Annotated in this window: 16 protein-coding genes; 7 read left to right on the top strand and 9 right to left on the bottom strand. The window is 72.7% G+C overall.

The window, feature by feature from the left end; all coding sequences use genetic code 11:
* The first annotated feature begins 478 nt into the window (after positions 1-478).
* On the top strand, positions 479-1,063 hold the full coding sequence (locus tag CPH93_RS11420) for a suppressor of fused domain protein (protein ID WP_006603274.1): 585 nt from the start codon (positions 479-481) through the stop codon (positions 1,061-1,063).
* Positions 1,064-1,185: 122 nt separating this feature from the next.
* Here the strand turns inward: CPH93_RS11420 and CPH93_RS11415 are convergent, their stop codons facing one another.
* Positions 1,186-2,439, bottom strand: a complete 1,254-nt coding sequence (locus CPH93_RS11415) for an MFS transporter (RefSeq protein ID WP_096215393.1) — start codon at positions 2,437-2,439, stop codon at positions 1,186-1,188.
* Positions 2,440-2,696: 257 nt separating this feature from the next.
* Between CPH93_RS11415 and CPH93_RS11410 the strand changes: the two genes are divergently transcribed.
* The 3 genes from CPH93_RS11410 to CPH93_RS11400 all read left to right on the top strand — a co-directional run bounded on the left by CPH93_RS11410 (position 2,697) and on the right by CPH93_RS11400 (position 5,132).
* A complete protein-coding gene (locus CPH93_RS11410) occupies positions 2,697-3,335 on the top strand; it encodes a DUF6758 family protein (RefSeq protein ID WP_006603273.1) in 639 nt (212 codons plus the stop codon).
* 148 nt (positions 3,336-3,483) lie between these two features.
* Positions 3,484-4,338, top strand: a complete 855-nt coding sequence (locus CPH93_RS11405; protein ID WP_096212709.1) for a PHP domain-containing protein — start codon at positions 3,484-3,486, stop codon at positions 4,336-4,338.
* Between the two features lie 188 nt (positions 4,339-4,526).
* Positions 4,527-5,132 (top strand): MarC family protein, encoded by a 606-nt coding sequence (locus CPH93_RS11400; protein ID WP_040900059.1) that lies wholly within the window; start codon positions 4,527-4,529, stop codon positions 5,130-5,132.
* A 135-nt stretch (positions 5,133-5,267) separates the two neighbouring features.
* On the opposite strand, the gene CPH93_RS36140 is transcribed toward CPH93_RS11400, so the two are convergent.
* On the bottom strand, positions 5,268-5,420 hold the full coding sequence (locus CPH93_RS36140; protein ID WP_093485054.1) for a hypothetical protein: 153 nt from the start codon (positions 5,418-5,420) through the stop codon (positions 5,268-5,270).
* A gap of 205 nt (positions 5,421-5,625) precedes the next feature.
* On the opposite strand from CPH93_RS36140, the gene CPH93_RS11390 reads away from it, so the two are divergent.
* Positions 5,626-6,552 carry an NYN domain-containing protein gene (locus tag CPH93_RS11390; RefSeq protein ID WP_006603269.1) on the top strand — a complete coding sequence of 309 codons (927 nt, stop codon included), beginning with the start codon at positions 5,626-5,628 and terminating at the stop codon, positions 6,550-6,552.
* Positions 6,553-6,583: 31 nt separating this feature from the next.
* Here CPH93_RS11390 and CPH93_RS11385 read toward each other — a convergent pair whose 3' ends face one another.
* The 3 genes from CPH93_RS11385 to CPH93_RS11375 form a co-directional block, all read right to left on the bottom strand.
* Complete coding sequence (locus tag CPH93_RS11385) at positions 6,584-7,066, bottom strand: SRPBCC family protein (protein WP_096212708.1); 483 nt, start codon at positions 7,064-7,066, stop codon at positions 6,584-6,586.
* 139 nt (positions 7,067-7,205) lie between these two features.
* Entirely contained in the window at positions 7,206-8,072 is an 867-nt protein-coding gene (locus CPH93_RS11380; RefSeq protein ID WP_093485056.1) for an alpha/beta fold hydrolase, read from the bottom strand.
* 119 nt (positions 8,073-8,191) lie between these two features.
* Entirely contained in the window at positions 8,192-10,690 is a 2,499-nt protein-coding gene (locus tag CPH93_RS11375) for a DEAD/DEAH box helicase (protein ID WP_443031438.1), read from the bottom strand.
* A 165-nt stretch (positions 10,691-10,855) separates the two neighbouring features.
* Between CPH93_RS11375 and CPH93_RS11370 the strand changes: the two genes are divergently transcribed.
* Positions 10,856-11,593 carry a ferritin-like fold-containing protein gene (locus CPH93_RS11370; RefSeq protein ID WP_040898389.1) on the top strand — a complete coding sequence of 246 codons (738 nt, stop codon included), beginning with the start codon at positions 10,856-10,858 and terminating at the stop codon, positions 11,591-11,593.
* Between the two features lie 24 nt (positions 11,594-11,617).
* On the opposite strand, the gene CPH93_RS11365 is transcribed toward CPH93_RS11370, so the two are convergent.
* The 4 genes from CPH93_RS11365 to CPH93_RS11350 all read right to left on the bottom strand — a co-directional run bounded on the left by CPH93_RS11365 (position 11,618) and on the right by CPH93_RS11350 (position 13,556).
* Complete coding sequence (locus CPH93_RS11365) at positions 11,618-11,908, bottom strand: hypothetical protein (RefSeq protein WP_093485058.1); 291 nt, start codon at positions 11,906-11,908, stop codon at positions 11,618-11,620.
* A 294-nt stretch (positions 11,909-12,202) separates the two neighbouring features.
* Positions 12,203-12,430 carry a DUF3107 domain-containing protein gene (locus tag CPH93_RS11360; protein WP_006603262.1) on the bottom strand — a complete coding sequence of 76 codons (228 nt, stop codon included), beginning with the start codon at positions 12,428-12,430 and terminating at the stop codon, positions 12,203-12,205.
* A 117-nt stretch (positions 12,431-12,547) separates the two neighbouring features.
* On the bottom strand, positions 12,548-13,189 hold the full coding sequence (locus CPH93_RS11355) for a TetR/AcrR family transcriptional regulator (RefSeq protein WP_093485059.1): 642 nt from the start codon (positions 13,187-13,189) through the stop codon (positions 12,548-12,550).
* Between the two features lie 148 nt (positions 13,190-13,337).
* Complete coding sequence (locus CPH93_RS11350) at positions 13,338-13,556, bottom strand: hypothetical protein (RefSeq protein ID WP_093485060.1); 219 nt, start codon at positions 13,554-13,556, stop codon at positions 13,338-13,340.
* Between the two features lie 169 nt (positions 13,557-13,725).
* Here CPH93_RS11350 and CPH93_RS11345 point away from each other — a divergent pair, with 169 nt between their 5' ends.
* Positions 13,726-14,760, top strand: coding sequence for an alpha/beta fold hydrolase (locus CPH93_RS11345; RefSeq protein WP_096212706.1), 1,035 nt, complete (start codon positions 13,726-13,728; stop codon positions 14,758-14,760).
* The last annotated feature ends 84 nt before the right edge of the window (positions 14,761-14,844 follow it).

The raw sequence follows: 14,844 nt of genomic DNA, 5'->3' as shown, positions 1-14,844 counted from the left end.
GTCAGCTGCGGGCGCGGGGCGCAGCGCTGCCCGGAACGTGGACGTACGAGGCGTCATCGGCCGTACGTCCGCAAAGCGGGCGGCGCTCCGTGCGGGGGTACTGACGGCAGTTCGCAGAAAACACGGAACAAAGAGTCGAAGGCGCTCTTCCGTCATCTACTTCCGGCGCAAAGGTGCTTCCCTGGTTTCGCCGCTGGACGGCGGGGTACGGAAGCTCTCGGATCAGGAGATTCGCTGCGCGAGGGGGATGACAGGAGAACTATCGGTACTGCACGGTCGACTCGGATCCACCGCAGCCCCACCTCCTCCGGCCGGTCCCCGCTGGGGGACGACGTCATTCCCTGACCAGACGGCAAGGCTATCAGCCGCCTGCCGCTCCGCCGCGCCGCTTTGCCTGTTCCATACGAAGAACGGGGCGCCGCGGAGCACCTCGTGGACGGGCGACGGCGAGGCGGACGACCGGCCCTATGCTCACGGCATGTCTGACGTTCTTGAGCTGGTCGAAGCCCGGTTGCGGACAACTCTGGGCGAGCCGGACGCGCGCGCCGCCGTCACGTTTCTCGGGACCGACCGTATCGAGGTCCTCCGCTTCGTGGACAACGGGGTGGTGCGTTACGCCACGCTCGGGATGTCCGCGCAGCCGATGGCCGACCCCACGGCCGTCCTGGCCGATCCCCTGCGCGGGCCGCGCGCCGAACTCCTGCTGTCCGTGCGCGGCGGCCGTGCGGACACCGACAAGGTGCTCCGGCCGCTCGCCGTGCTCGCCGCGTCGCCGCAGGTGGAGGGGGTGATCGTGGCTCCCGGCGCCTCGCTCGACGTGGGGGAGCCGCTGTGGCCGGGCGCGGCCTTCAGCTCGGTGCTGGTCGCCTCGTCCGGCGGTCTCGTCGAGGATCTCGCGCTCGACGAGCCGATGGAGCCGGTCCGCTTCCTGCCGCTGCTGCCGATGACGCCCAACGAGGCCGCCTGGAAGCGGGTACACGGCGCCGAGGCCCTGGAGAAGCGCTGGTTGGAGCACGGCACGGATCTGCGGGACCCGCTGCGGGCCGGGGTGCCGCTCGACTGAACTCGCGCGCGACGGTGCGCCCCGTCCGCCCTCGGGAGGGCCGGACGGGGCGTCAGTTTCCTTGGCGGACGGGGGCGGCGGCCCGGCCGCCCCGGGCGCGGAGTGCGGCGGCCCGGTCCGGGTCAGCCGGCGAGGACCGTGACGCCGTCCTCCGTGGCGGGCTCCGGCTCCGCCCCCTCGGTGGTCAGCGTCCGCCGCCGGACGGCGACGATCCCGGCGCCGGTCACCGCCGCGGCGGCCGCGAGAACGAACGGGATGTGGACGTCGGTCCACTCCTCGATCCTGGGCGCGAGGAACGGCGCGGCCGCCGCCGCGAACCACCGCACGAAGTTGTAGCCGGCGCTCGCCACCGGGCGCGGTGCCGGCGAGACGCCCAGCGCCAGCTCCGTGAAGACGGTGTTGTTCAGGCCGATGAAGGCGCCGGAGGCCACCGTGCAGACGACGGCGGTGGTGTGGTCGCCGTAGCCCAGCACCAGCAGGTCGGCGGCGAGCAGCAGCAGCGAGCCGCCCAGCACCTTCAGCGAGCCGAAGCGGTGCTGCAGGCGGGGCGCCACGAGCACCGAGAACACCGCGAGCAGCACACCCCAGGCGAAGAAGACACCGCCCGAGGCGTACGGCGACATGTTCAGCACGAACGGGGTGAAGGCCAGCACCGTGAAGAACGCGTAGTTGTAGAAGAACGCGGCGGCGGCGGTCGAGGCCAGACCGCGGTGGCCGAGCGCCCGGACCGGGTCGAGGAGCGAGGTCTTCGCGGCCGGCCTCGGCTGCTCCTGGAGGAAGGCCGTGATGGCGAGGAAGCCGACGGCCATCAGGGCCGCGGTGCCGAAGAACGGGTAACGCCACTTCATGTCGCCGAGGACCGCGCCGAGCAGCGGCCCGCAGGCCATGCCGAGCCCCAGCGCGGACTCGTACAGCAGGATCGCCGCCGCGCTGCCGCCGGCCGAGGCGCCCACGATGACCGCCAGCGACGTGGAGACGAACAGGGCGTTGCCCAGGCCCCAGCCGGCCCGGAAGCCGACCAGTTCGCCGACCGACCCCGACATGCCGGAGAGCGCCGCGAAGACCACCACCAGCGCCAGCCCGGCGAGCAGCGTCCTGCGGCCGCCGATCCGGCTGGAGACGAAGCCGGTGAGCAGCATCGCGACGGCGGTGATCAGGAAGTAGGAGGTGAAGAGCAGGGAGACCTGGCTGTGGGTGGCGTGCAGGCCCCGGGCGATCGAGGGGAGGATCGGGTCGACGAGGCCGATGCCCATGAAGGCCACGACCGAGGCGCCCGCCGTGGCCCATACGGCCTTCGGCTGGTGCAGGACGGAGCTGCCGCCCTGCCCGGACGGCTCGTCCGCGCCGTGGTGGCCGCCGCTCTTCGTGCCGCGCATGCTGCGGTGCCCCTTCCTGTCCTGTTCCGGTTGCCGGTTGCGGTCCGGGGCGCGCATACGACGCGCCGCCGAGATCGTTGACGTTTACACACGATAAGTTAGACGAGCTAAAGAATGCAATGGACATCTACTCTTTCCGTGGGCCCGGGGTGCGCCGGCGGAAGCGGCCAAATGCGGGGCGCGGTAAGTGATTCGGGGCACACCGGCCGGGTGATCGTCCTTGACGCGGCGGCGGACCCGGAGGACCGTGGATCCCTATGAGGGGCGAACCCAGTTGCCCGAAGTGTGGAGGCCGGGTAAGGGCGCCCGGTCTCTTCTCCGACACCTGGCAGTGCGCGAAGCACGGCGCCGTGCATCCGCTCCAGCCGGTCGTCCCGCCGAGCGTCGAGGCGCTCGGTGTCGTCGTGCACCGCGCCCAGGTGCCCGTCTGGATGCCCTGGCCGCTGCCGGTCGGCTGGCTGTTCACCGGTGTGGCCTGCGCCGGCGACGAGCGCAGCGGCGGCCGCGCCACCGCGGTGGCCTGCTCGGGCCCCGGACCGCTCGGCGGCCCCGGTGAACTCCTGCTGATCGCCGAGGAGCTGGGCGTCGGACTCGGCGCGCGCTATGCCGGGATCGACGGCCCCGACCCCGGCCCCCACATGTGCGTGGACACCTCCCCGCACGGCAAGGTGCTCGCCGCCGGCCGCCCGACCCCGCTGTGGCACGTCGATCACGCACCCCCGGACCGCGCGGTCTTCGCGGGCGAGGCGCGCGGGCTGTGGCTCTGGGCGATCGCCTGGCCCGAGCAGGCGGGGCTGATGCTGTACGACGAGCTGGTGCTGACGGATCTGCGCGAGGCCGGTGCCGAGGTGGATCTGCTGCCGTGCGGGGCGCTCTCCCCGCGGATCCTGGGCTGACGGCGGCCTCCCGCGGGGCCGCCGCCCGCACCGTCGGGCGCCGTCCGGCCGCCCGGTATCCTTCTGGGGTCCCCTTACGGTGTACCTGTACCCGATGTCCCCCGGGTCCCGTCCCGTGTCCGTCCCGCAGCAGTCTGGAGTCCGCGTCGTGCGCATCGATCTGCACACCCACTCCACGGCGTCCGACGGCACGGACACCCCCGCCGAGCTGGTGCGTCATGCCGCGGCCGCCGGTCTGGACGTCGTCGCGCTGACCGACCACGACACCGTCGGCGGGCATGCCGAGGCGCGTGCCGCGCTGCCCGCGGAGCTGACGCTGGTCACCGGCGCCGAACTCTCCTGCCGGATCGACGGGGTGAGCCTCCATCTGCTCGCCTACCTCTTCGACCCCGAGGAGCCGGAGCTCGCCCGGGAGCGGGAGCTGGTGCGCGACGACCGGGTGCCGCGGGCCCAGGGCATGGTCGCCAAGCTGCGCGACCTCGGGGTGCCAATCACCTGGGAGCAGGTCGCCCGGATCGCCGGCGACGGCGCCGTGGGGCGGCCGCACCTCGCCACCGCGCTCGTCGAGCTGGGGGTCGTCCCCTCCGTATCGGACGCCTTCACCTCCGAGTGGCTCGCCAATGACGGCCGGGCGTACGTGGACAAGCACGAGCTCGACCCGTTCGATGCGATCCGGCTGGTCAAGGCCGCGGGCGGGGTCACCGTCTTCGCGCACCCGCTGGCCGTCAAGCGCGGCAGCTGCGTGCCCGAGAGCGTGATAGCCGAACTCGCCGCGTCCGGGCTCGACGGCATCGAGGCCGACCACATGGACCACGACGCGCCGACCCGCGCCCGGCTGCACGGCATGGCCGCCGACCTCGGCCTGCTGGCCACCGGCTCCAGCGACTACCACGGCAGCCGTAAGACCTGCCGCCTCGGCGAATACACCACCGACCCCGAGGTCTACGGCGAGATCGTGCGCCGCGCGACCGGCGCCTTCCCCGTCCCCGGCACCGGCGGCTGAGCCCACCGCGGCCGACCGGCGCCCCGATTCCCGAGCCCCCGACTGCACCGGCCGGCAGCGGCCGAACGGTGCGCCCGGCGCCCCGCCTCCCGTCCTCCCCTCTGCTTTCCCTGTCCTCCTCACGGATCCGCGTGCTGCGCCCTGCCCGTGAGTGCTCGTTCCGTACCACCTCTCGCAAGGCCTTCACCGTGTTCGACGTCGCCGTCTTCAGTACCCTGTTCGTCACCCTCTTCGTGATCATGGATCCGCCGGGGATCACCCCGATCTTCCTGGCGCTGACCTCCGGCCGCCCGGCCAAGGTGCAGCGCCGTATGGCCTGGCAGGCGGCCTCCGTCGCCTTCGGTGTCATCGCCGTCTTCGCCCTTTTCGGCCGGCAGATCCTGGGCCGGCTGCACATCTCCACGCCCGCGCTGATGATCGCGGGCGGGCTGCTGCTCCTGCTGGTCGCGCTGGATCTGCTGACCGGGAAGTCGGAGGAGCCGACCCAGACCAAGGACGTCAATGTGGCGCTGGTGCCGCTGGGCATGCCGCTGCTGGCCGGACCCGGCGCGATCGTGTCGGTGATCCTGGCCGTGCAGCATGCGCACGGCGCCGCCGCCCAGGTCTCCGTCTGGGCGGCGATCGCGGCCATCCATGTGGTGCTCTACCTGGTGATGCGGTTCTCACTGGTGATCATCCGGGTGATCAAGGACGGCGGAGTGGTCCTGGTGACGCGGCTGGCGGGCATGATGCTCTCCGCGCTCGCCGTGCAGCAGATCATCAACGGCGTGCTGCAGGTGATCCAGTCGGCCTGACGCCCCGGCCCCCGGGCTGCCCCGGACAGCACAGCGCCCCCGTACAGACTTGTCGTACGGGGGCGCTGCACTGTCCGACCGCGGCCGGTCGGGCCGCGGTCGGCGGATCCGCCGCATCGGGCGGCGGGGCAGGTGTCAGCGGGCGGCGGTGTCGGCCGGGCGGATGTAGATGCGCTGGCCGGTGGCGGCGGCCTGCTGCACGATCCGGTTGACGGAGGCGGCGTCCACGACGGTGCTGTCCACGGCGGTGCCGTCGACATCGTCCAGGCGCATGATCTCGAAGCGCATAGGGGCTTCTCCCTTCGTCTGATCCTCCTGTGGAGAACTCTTGAGTACGGGGGCTGCGCGGCGTCGCTGCCGTGTGCTCCCGCTACGTATAACGACCTGCCCAGTGCAATCATTCCCTACGCTAAAGAAAAGTTTCGACCGTCTAAATATGGCCAGGGGGATGCGGTTGTGTCCGGAGAGTGAGCGCCCGGAGAATGGGACCCGTATGAACGACGTCCAGCCCACGGGCCCCACCGACCTCGCCACGCTCGCCGCCGGGATCGAGCGCACCAACGAGCTGCTCACCCGGGTGCTCGCCGAGGTCGCCACGACTCCGTCCACCCATGCCGCCTTCGTGGACGCGGGCTACGTCTACGCCGCGGCGGGGCGGCTGGTCGCCGGCACGGAGGACCGCAAGGCCTTCGACCTGGACGCCGAGGGCATGATCGAGGCGTTCATCGACAAGGCCCGGATGATCTTCCCGGACAGCCGGCTGCTGCGCGTCTACTGGTACGACGGCGCCCGCCGCCGCATCCACACCCAGGAACAGCAGCGGATCGCCGAGCTGCCCGATGTGAAGGTCAGGCTCGGCAACCTCAACGCCAACAACCAGCAGAAGGGCGTCGACTCGCTGATCCGTTCCGACCTGGAGTCGCTGGCCCGGCACCGCGCGATCACCGATGCGGTGCTCATCGGCGGCGACGAGGACCTGGTCTCCGCGGTGGAGGCGGCGCAGGGCTACGGCGCCCGGGTGCATCTGTGGGGCATCGAGGCCTCCGGCGGCCGCAATCAGGCCGAACCGCTGCTGTGGGAGGTCGACAGCGCCCGCACCTTCGACCTGGAATTCTGCAAGCCGTACGTCACCCGCCGGGTCGGCGCCGAGTACTGCGCCCCGACGGCCGGCGAGGGGCCCGCGCCCCAGCGCGAGGAGGTCCGCTTCGTCGGCGCCCAGGTCGCCGCACAGTGGCTGGCGGAGCGTGGCCGGGAGTGGGTCGCCGAGCTGCTGCCCGGCCATCCGTATCTGCCCGGCGCGGTCGACCAGGAGCTGCTGACCGCCGCGGAGGGCCTGCTGCGGCACTCCCTGCGCAGCCATGCCGATCTGCGGCGGGTGCTGCGCGACGGCTTCTGGGAACACGTCCAGGGTCAGTACTGACCCGGCCTGCGGGACCCCGGGCCGTCCCGGATCAGGCCCGCGCGAGCAGCTCCCGGAGGCGGTCGAAGAAGCCCGCCCAGCCGGCCTCCGCCTGCCGGTACTGCTCGGCGCTGAGATGGCCGCCGAGCTGCCGGAAGGCCATCTCCGTACGGCCCCCGAGATCGGTCAGGGTGACCCGGACGAGCTCGCCCTCGGCGCCCTCCGGCGTGGCCGTGTCGTTGACGGTGAACTCCAGCCGCTCCGGGGCGGCGACCTCGCGGTAGACACCGGAGAACGGCAGCTCGGTGCCGTCCGGGGTGCGCATCACCAGGCTCCAGACGCCGCCCGGCCGGGCGTCCATCGTCATCCGGTCGAGCGGCACCGCCAGCTCCCCGCCGAACCAGTAAGCGAAGTGCTCGGGCCTCGTCCACGCCTCGAAGACCAGCTCGCGGCGGGCGTCGAAGGTCCGGGTGAGCGCGATGCCGTGCGGACCGCCCTCGTCATCGGCCGGGGGAGTCGCCGGGTTCTCGGTCATGGTCGGGCCCTTCCTGTGCAGCCGGGGCGGCCTGTGCGGCCGGTGGCGGCCGGGCGCCGGTGCCGGCCCGCCTGCTTCGATGCTCGCCGAACCGCCCGGCGCTGTCCTGGTGACGCCGTCCGCCCGGCCCACCGGGCGCTCAGCCCACCCCGCTCCAGAACCCGGCGAGCGCCTCGGCCGTCTTCTCCGGCCGTTCGGCGTTGGGGGAGTGCTCGGCGCCCTCGATGACGGTGCGCCGGGCGGACAGCCGCGCGGCCATCTCGTCCATCGACGGCACCGGCCAGGCGTAGTCGACGGCCCCGGAGACGACATGGGTGGCCAGCCCGGTACGCGCCAGCTCCGCCACCCGGTCGGGCTCCTCCAGCATCTGACGGCCGGTCGCGATCAGCTGCTCGGGGACGGTGTTCAGCCAACGGCGGTGCAGGAACGCGCCGATCTCCGGGGGCGTCGCCGCGTCCGCCGCCTCCGGGGGGTCCAGTTCGCGCATCGCCCGCCAGACGCTCTCCATGTCGAGCCTGCCGAGCGCGTCGATCAGCATCCGCACCCGCGCCTGCTGGCCCGCCGCGATGGCGGCGGGCCCGGAGCTGAGCACGGTGAGCGAACGGAACGGGGACGCGTCCAGCAGCACCGCGGCCCGGGTGAGCAACCCGCCCAGCGAGTGCCCCAGCAGATGCACCGGCCCGCTGTCCGGCTCCCGCAGGGCCGCCGCCTGCGCCAGCACGTCGAGGGCCAACTCCCTTTGTGCGTAAGCCTGTTCCTCACGCGGGCCGGGAGACTCGTGCTGGCCGCGGCCGTCCACCGCGACCGTCCGGAACCCGGCCGCCGCCAGCGGCGCCAGCAGGGCGATGAAGTCCTCCTTGCTGCCGGTGAATCCGGGCACCAGCAGGGCCGTCCCGATCGGCGCGGCATCGGGCCGGGCGTCCTGCACGGCGAAGGAGCCGCGCGCGGTGTCGAGTCGGTACGCACGGGCGCACGGGGGCAGCGTGAGGGTGGGCGGCCTGCTCATGACCCGAGGTTATCCGGGCCGGACGGCAAAACCGGGCCGGGACGCCGAACGACCCGGCACCCGCGGGCGGCGGGGCCGGGTCGTTCGGACCGTGCGTGCCGGCGTCAGCCGGCCGGGCGTCAGCCCTCGGGCGTCACCTCGGCGACGGCGGCCTTGGCCCGGGTGCGGCGGCGCACCGGCTTGGCCTCGGCGGCGTCGGCGGTGTCCACCACGGCCTCGGCGGCCTTGGCGGCGGCGCTCTTACGGGTCCGCTTCGGCTTGGCCGGGGCGTCCTCGGCGGCGGGCGCCTCCACCGTGGCCTTGGCGGCGGCGGTCTTCCGCGTACGCCGGGGCTTGGCGGGTGCGGCCTCGGCGGTGTCCACCGCTTCCGCAGCCGGCTTGGCGGCGGCGCTCTTACGCGTCCGCTTCGGCTTGGCCGGTGCCTCGACGATGCCCTCGGCGGTGTCCACCGCGGCCTCGGCGGCCTTGGCGGCGGCGCTCTTGCGGGTCCGCTTCGGCTTGGCCGGAGCGGCCTCCACCACGGCCTGTGCAGCCTCGGTCACGGTCTCCGTCACCGCTGCCGGCGCGGTCGCCGCGGCGGCCTTGGTGGCGCCCCGGGTCCGGCGGCGCGGCGCGGCCGGCGCCTCGGCCGGCTCGGTCACCGCGGCGGCGGGGGCGTCCGCCGACGCGCCCTCGGCGGTGTCGACCGCGCGCGCGGCGGCCTCGCCGGCCTCCGGCCGCGCGGCACGGGTACGGCGTCGGCGCGGCTTGGCGGGGGCCTCGGTCACCTCGGCGGCCGGTGCGGGCGCGGCGGCCTCGGCGACCGTCTCCGCGGCGGCCGGAGCGGGCACCGCGGCGGACTGGCCGCCACGGGTACGGCGGCGCCGGCGCGGCTGCCGCGGCTCGGCGGCCTCCGTACTCCCGGTGCCCTCCGCGGCGTCCAGCGAGCCGGTCGCCTGCGCCTCGGAGGCGGCGGCGCCGTCCGGCGCAGCACCGCCACGGGTGCGGCGGCGCTGCCGCGGCGTACGGGTGCGCGCGGGGCGCTCCTCCTCGACGGCACGGCGGGGCCCGCGGCCGCGGCCGCCGGTCTCGCCCAGGTCCTCGACCTCTTCGGCGGCCAGCCCCGCGCGGGTGCGCTCGGCGCGCGGCAGCACGCCCTTGGTGCCCGCGGGGATGCGCAGCTGCTCGTAGAGGTGCGGCGAGGTGGAGTAGGTCTCCTCCGGCTCGTCGAACGCCAGGTCCAGCGCCTTGTTGATCAGCTTCCAGCGCGGGATGTCGTCCCAGTCGACGAGGGTGACCGCGGTGCCCTTGGCGCCCGCGCGGCCCGTACGGCCGATGCGGTGCAGGTAGGTCTTCTCGTCCTCGGGCGACTGGTAGTTGATGACGTGCGTCACACCCTCGACGTCGATGCCGCGGGCCGCGACGTCGGTGCAGACCAGGACGTCGACCTTGCCGTTGCGGAAGGCGCGCAGCGCCTGCTCACGGGCGCCCTGGCCGAGGTCGCCGTGGACCGCGCCGGAGGCGAAGCCGCGGCGCGAGAGCTGGTCGGCGATGTCGGCGGCGGTCCGCTTCGTACGGCAGAACACCATCGCCAGGCCCCGGCCCTCGGCCTGCAGGATGCGGGCGACCATCTCCGGCTTGTCCATGGAGTGGGCCCGGAAGACGTGCTGGGTGGTGTTGGCGACGGTCTGGCCCTCGTCGTCCGGCGCGGTGGCGCGGATGTGCGTGGGCTGCGACATGTAGCGGCGGGCCAGCGAGATGACCTGGCCGGGCATGGTCGCGGAGAACAGCATCGTCTGGCGCTTGGCCGGCAGCAGCTGGATGATCTTCTCGACGTCGGGCAGGAAGCCCAGGTCGAGCATCTCGTCGGCCTCGTCCAGGACCAGGCTCTTGACCTGGGAGAGGTTCAGCTTGCGCTGGCCCGCGAGGTCGAGCAGCCGGCCGGGCGTGCCGACGACGACGTCGACGCCCTTCTTCAGCGCCTCGACCTGCGGCTCATAGGCACGGCCGCCGTAGATGGCCAGCACCCGGACATTGCGCACCTTGCCGGCGGTGAGCAGATCGTTGGTGACCTGCTGGCACAGCTCGCGGGTGGGCACGACCACCAGGGCCTGCGGCGCCTCGGTCAGCTGCTCGGGACGGGCCCGGCCCGCCTCGACGTCGACGGGGACCGTGACGCGCTCCAGCAGCGGCAGGCCGAAGCCCAGCGTCTTGCCGGTGCCGGTCTTGGCCTGGCCGATGACGTCGTTGCCGGAGAGGGCGACGGGGAGCGTCAGCTCCTGGATGGGAAAGGGGGAAATGATGCCGACGGCTTCGAGGGCCTCGGCCGTCTCGGGAAAAATCCCGAGGTCTCGGAATGTAGACAGAATCTTGCCTCTTCTGTGAGACGCGGCGTGAGGCGGCGAAGGGGGTCGTACCGCACCGTCGTACGGGTTCGTACGGGGCCGGCCTGATACAGCCGGTGGGGCGGGACCACTGCCAACGCTCAGGCACTCCTGCCGCGAGCGGTGTCCCCCCTGCGGTGCGTATGTCTCGTACGCGTTGCAGCAGAGGGCGGTCGGTTTGGAGCCGATCGGGCCACCGACCGGGCATCCGCTTCGTGGAACGACCCACCGATACTCGGCAGGTCCGCATACCACTGTACCCCGGATATGGCGCGTCCATCCGAAGGCTTGTATGAGTGAGGAATACATCACGGCCGGGTGCGGCCCCCGGGAGCCGGTTCCGGCCGTCGTTCGTACGGGGGAACGGCAGTGGCTGACCAGGCCCTTCCCCGAACCGCCGAGCGGGCTATTGTGCCGGTCATGGGAACGCCTGACAACGCCGCCGCTGACGCGCAAGAACACACCGGGATCGCCGCCCAGGACTGGGCCCAGGCATCCGTCGAGCCGCAGTACCGGGCCGCCGTGATCGACCTGCTCGGCGCGCTCGCCTATGGCGAGCTGTCCGCCTTCGAGCGCCTGGCGGAGGACGCGAAGCTCGCGCCGACGATGGACGACAAGGCCGAACTGGCCAAGATGGCCTCGGCAGAGTTCCACCACTTCGAGCGGCTGCGGGAGCGGCTCGCGCAGATCGAGGCGGAGCCGAACGAGGCGATGGAGCCGTTCGCCGCCGCCCTGGACGAGTTCCACCGCCAGACCGCACCGTCCGACTGGCTGGAAGGCCTGGTCAAGGCCTATGTCGGCGACTCGATCGCCAGTGACTTCTACCGCGAGGTCGCGGCCCGGCTGGACTCCGACACCCGTGGTCTGGTGCTGGCCGTACTGGACGACACCGGGCATGCCTCGTTCGCCGTGGAGAAGGTGCGCGCGGCCATCGAGGCCGAGCCGCGGGTCGGCGGGCGCCTCGCGCTGTGGGCGCGCCGGCTGATGGGCGAGGCGCTCTCGCAGGCGCAGCGGGTGGTCGCGGACCGCGATGCGCTCTCGACGATGCTGGTGGGCGGCGTGGCCGACGGCTTCGACCTGGCCGAGGTCGGCCGGATGTTCTCGCGGATCACCGAGGCGCACACCAAGCGGATGGCGGCGCTGGGGCTCGCGGCCTGACGTACGAGGCGGTGCCGGGCGGTTTCAGGCCGTCCGGTGCCCCTTCAACGCCGCGGCCGGTCGCCGAAGACGGCGGTGCGGCGGGCGTGCCACGACCGACAGCAGGGCCGCACCGACGGCGCACGCGGCGATCATCACCTGGACGGGATGGCCGGGGCCGAGGATCGAGCGGGTCAGCAGCGCGCCGAGCAGCGCCGCGACCGGGCCGGTGGCCAGCGTGAGGGTGCGCGCGGGGAAGCGGTCCGGCAGCCAGTGGGTGGCGGACAGGGCGATGGCGAAGCCGATGAGCACGGCGCCGAGCGCTTCCCAGATCATGCTGTTCCCTCCCGCGCGGATGATTCCGACCAGATGAACACCTCGGTCGTTGCGGTGGTACCCAAGGCGCACCGGCAGCAACCCTCCCCGCACGGGTCCCCTGCCCGATCAGCGCAGCGGTACCGACTCGAACGGCCTGATCTGCGGGAATGCGGCAGGCCGGGGCCCGAGGACCGGACCGGAAAGGCGGCGCGCAGGGGCCCGGGCCGGAACAGAAAGAGGGGCGGCGGCCCGGAGAGAAGTCTCCGGGCCGCCGCCCCTGTGCCTTCGGCTGCCGCCTCGGGCGCGTGCTGCTCAGAGCGTGCCGAAACCGACCTTGCGGGCGGTCGGCTCGCCGAGCTCCACATAGGCCAGCCGGTCCGACGGGACCAGCACCTTGCGACCGTGGTCGTCCACCAGGGTCAGCAGCTGAGACGTGCCGCTCAGCGCCTCGGACACCGCGCTCTCCACCTCTTCGGCAGTCTGCCCGCTCTCCAGAATGATCTCGCGGGGCGCGTGCTGCACGCCGATCTTGACCTCCACGGCTTTTGTCCCTCCGACGGTCACTTGGGTGCGCGGCCATCCGCGCCGTACGCAGCACACATTAGCCCGGTACGGCGAGGCGCAGGGCGCCATGCACCACGCCCGCAGCGAACAGGGTCAGTGCGCCTCGCTGTCTTGCAGCGGGAAGCCGGCGATGCCCTTCCAGGCGAGCGAGGTCAGCAGCTGCACCGCGGTGTCCCGCGGCACCTTGCTCTCCGAGGACAGCCAGTAGCGCGCCACGACCTGGGAGACCCCGCCCATGCCGATGGCGAGCAGCATCGACTCGTCCTGCGACAGGCCGGTGTCCTCGGCGATCACCGCGCTTATGGCCTCGGCGCACTCCAGGGACACCTTGTCCACCCGCTCGCGGACCGCCGGCTCATTGGTCAGGTCCGACTCGAAGACCAGCCGGAAGGCGCCGCCCGGGTCCTCCACGTACGCGAAGTAGGCGTCCATCGTCGCCGCGACCCGCAGCTTGTTGTCGGTCGTCGACGCCAGCGCGGCCCGCACGGAGTGCAGCAGCGCCTCGCAGTGCTGGTCGAGCAGGGCGAGGTAGAGGTCGAGCTTGCCCGGAAAGTGCTGGTAGAGGACGGGCTTGCTGACGCCCGCCCGCTCGGCGATGTCATCCATCGCGGCCGCGTGGTAGCCCTGCGCGACAAAAACTTCCTGGGCGGCGCCCAGAAGCTGGTTGCGCCGGGCTCGACGTGGCAGGCGTGTGCCCCGCGGGCGCGCCGCCTCGGTCTGCTCGATGGCGCTCACGCTGCCTCCCAGAGATTGGTTCGTACGCGGTCCGTACAAGGTGGTGCACCGCGCCCGCCATCGTACTTTTGGGTAACCCGGCTGTGCGCGGTCCAGGTCGGTTTTTTCTCTCCGACCCCCTCACCAGAAGCCGACATAACGCCCCAGGTCATCGGTATTCGTCTTCGTTGGTCTCCACGACACGGGCCTGTTCGACGAGATCCGCCTCGTTCGCCTCGTCGGGGTCGAGGGCGGTCAGCGGTTCGTCGCGCTGGGGTGCGAGGTCGGTGTACTGCTCGGCGGCGTCCGCTTCCGGAGCTTCGACGTCGATGTCGGTGGCGTCGCTCTCGTCCACGAAGGTCTCCGGATCTGTCGGGTCGACGCGCATGGTGGCTCCCTTTCCGTGTGCTCGTTTCGTCGGCTGGTGCCTGGCATGAAAGCAGGGGCCGGGGCGGCTGCCCTCGCCTACGAGCGTAGGAGAGTGGCCGCGGCAGCGCGATGCGGTGTGTGACGGCGGACACACGATCGGGGGCGTGATCGTCTCGTAACATCGACCCATGTCTTCGACCGAGTCGCCGGACACCGCGACCGCCGCCCTACCGGTGCCGCCGGCCGGCCCCGGCCGGCGCGGAGGGGCGGAGACGGTGCGCACCGCGACCCTGCCGGGACTGACCCTGACCGTACGGGCGCCGGCCGGACCTCCCGCCGGGCCCGACGGTGCCGCGCAGGAAGCGGCGGGCGACGGCGCCGCAGGTGAGCGCGAGCCCGCCCTCTACGTCCACGGCCTCGGCGGGTCCTCGCAGAACTGGTCGGATCTGATGCCGCTGCTCGCCGACCGGCTGGACGGCGAGGCGATCGACCTGCCCGGCTTCGGGCAGTCACCGCCCCCGGACGACGGCAATTACTCCGTATCGGCGCAGGCCCGCGCGGTCATCCGCTACCTCGACGCGGCCGGGCGCGGCCCCGTCCATCTCCTCGGCAACTCCATGGGCGGCGCCGCGGCGACCCGGGTGGCGGCGGTGCGCCCCGATCTCGTCCGCACCCTGACGCTGGTCTCCCCGGCGCTGCCGGAGCTGCGGCCGCAGCTGACGGCGGTGCCCACGGCCATGCTCGCCGTCCCCGGCATCGCCCGGCTCTTCGGCCGGCTCACCCATGACTGGACGCCCGAGCGCCGCACCCGCGAGGTGCTGGCGCTGTGCTACGGCGACCCCGGCCGGGTCAGCCCGGAAGGGTTCAACTCCGCGGCCGACGAATATGCGCGGCGTCTCGAACTCCCTTATTTCTGGGAGGTGATGGAGCGCTCGGCCCGCGGTCTGGTGAACGCCTACACGCTCGGCGGGCAGCATAATTTGTGGCGTCAGGCAGAGCGCGTACTCGCCCCGACGCTTCTCGTCTACGGTGGACGCGACCGCCTGGTCTCCTTCCGGATGGCGCGGCGGGCGGCCGCGGCGTTCCGCGGTTCGCGACTGCTGACGCTCCCGGAGGCAGGGCATGTGGCGATGATGGAGTACCCCGAGGCAGTGGCGCGGGCCGTCCGCGAACTGCTCGACAGTGAAGTGACCGATGTGACCGCTGATGCCGGCAGGAGCTGACACGCCCCGTGGGACGCCATAGCCGCCGAAGCCGGCCCGAGACCGCTGCGGAGAGTTCACCGACGGCCGGCCCGCCCGGCAACA

The organism is Streptomyces sp. 2323.1 (assembly GCF_900221035.1).
In the GTDB taxonomy this organism is placed as follows: Bacteria; Actinomycetota; Actinomycetes; order Streptomycetales; family Streptomycetaceae; genus Streptomyces; species Streptomyces sioyaensis.
Note: the sequence above shows the minus strand (reverse complement) of the source record. Positions and strands in the feature narration are given on the sequence as shown.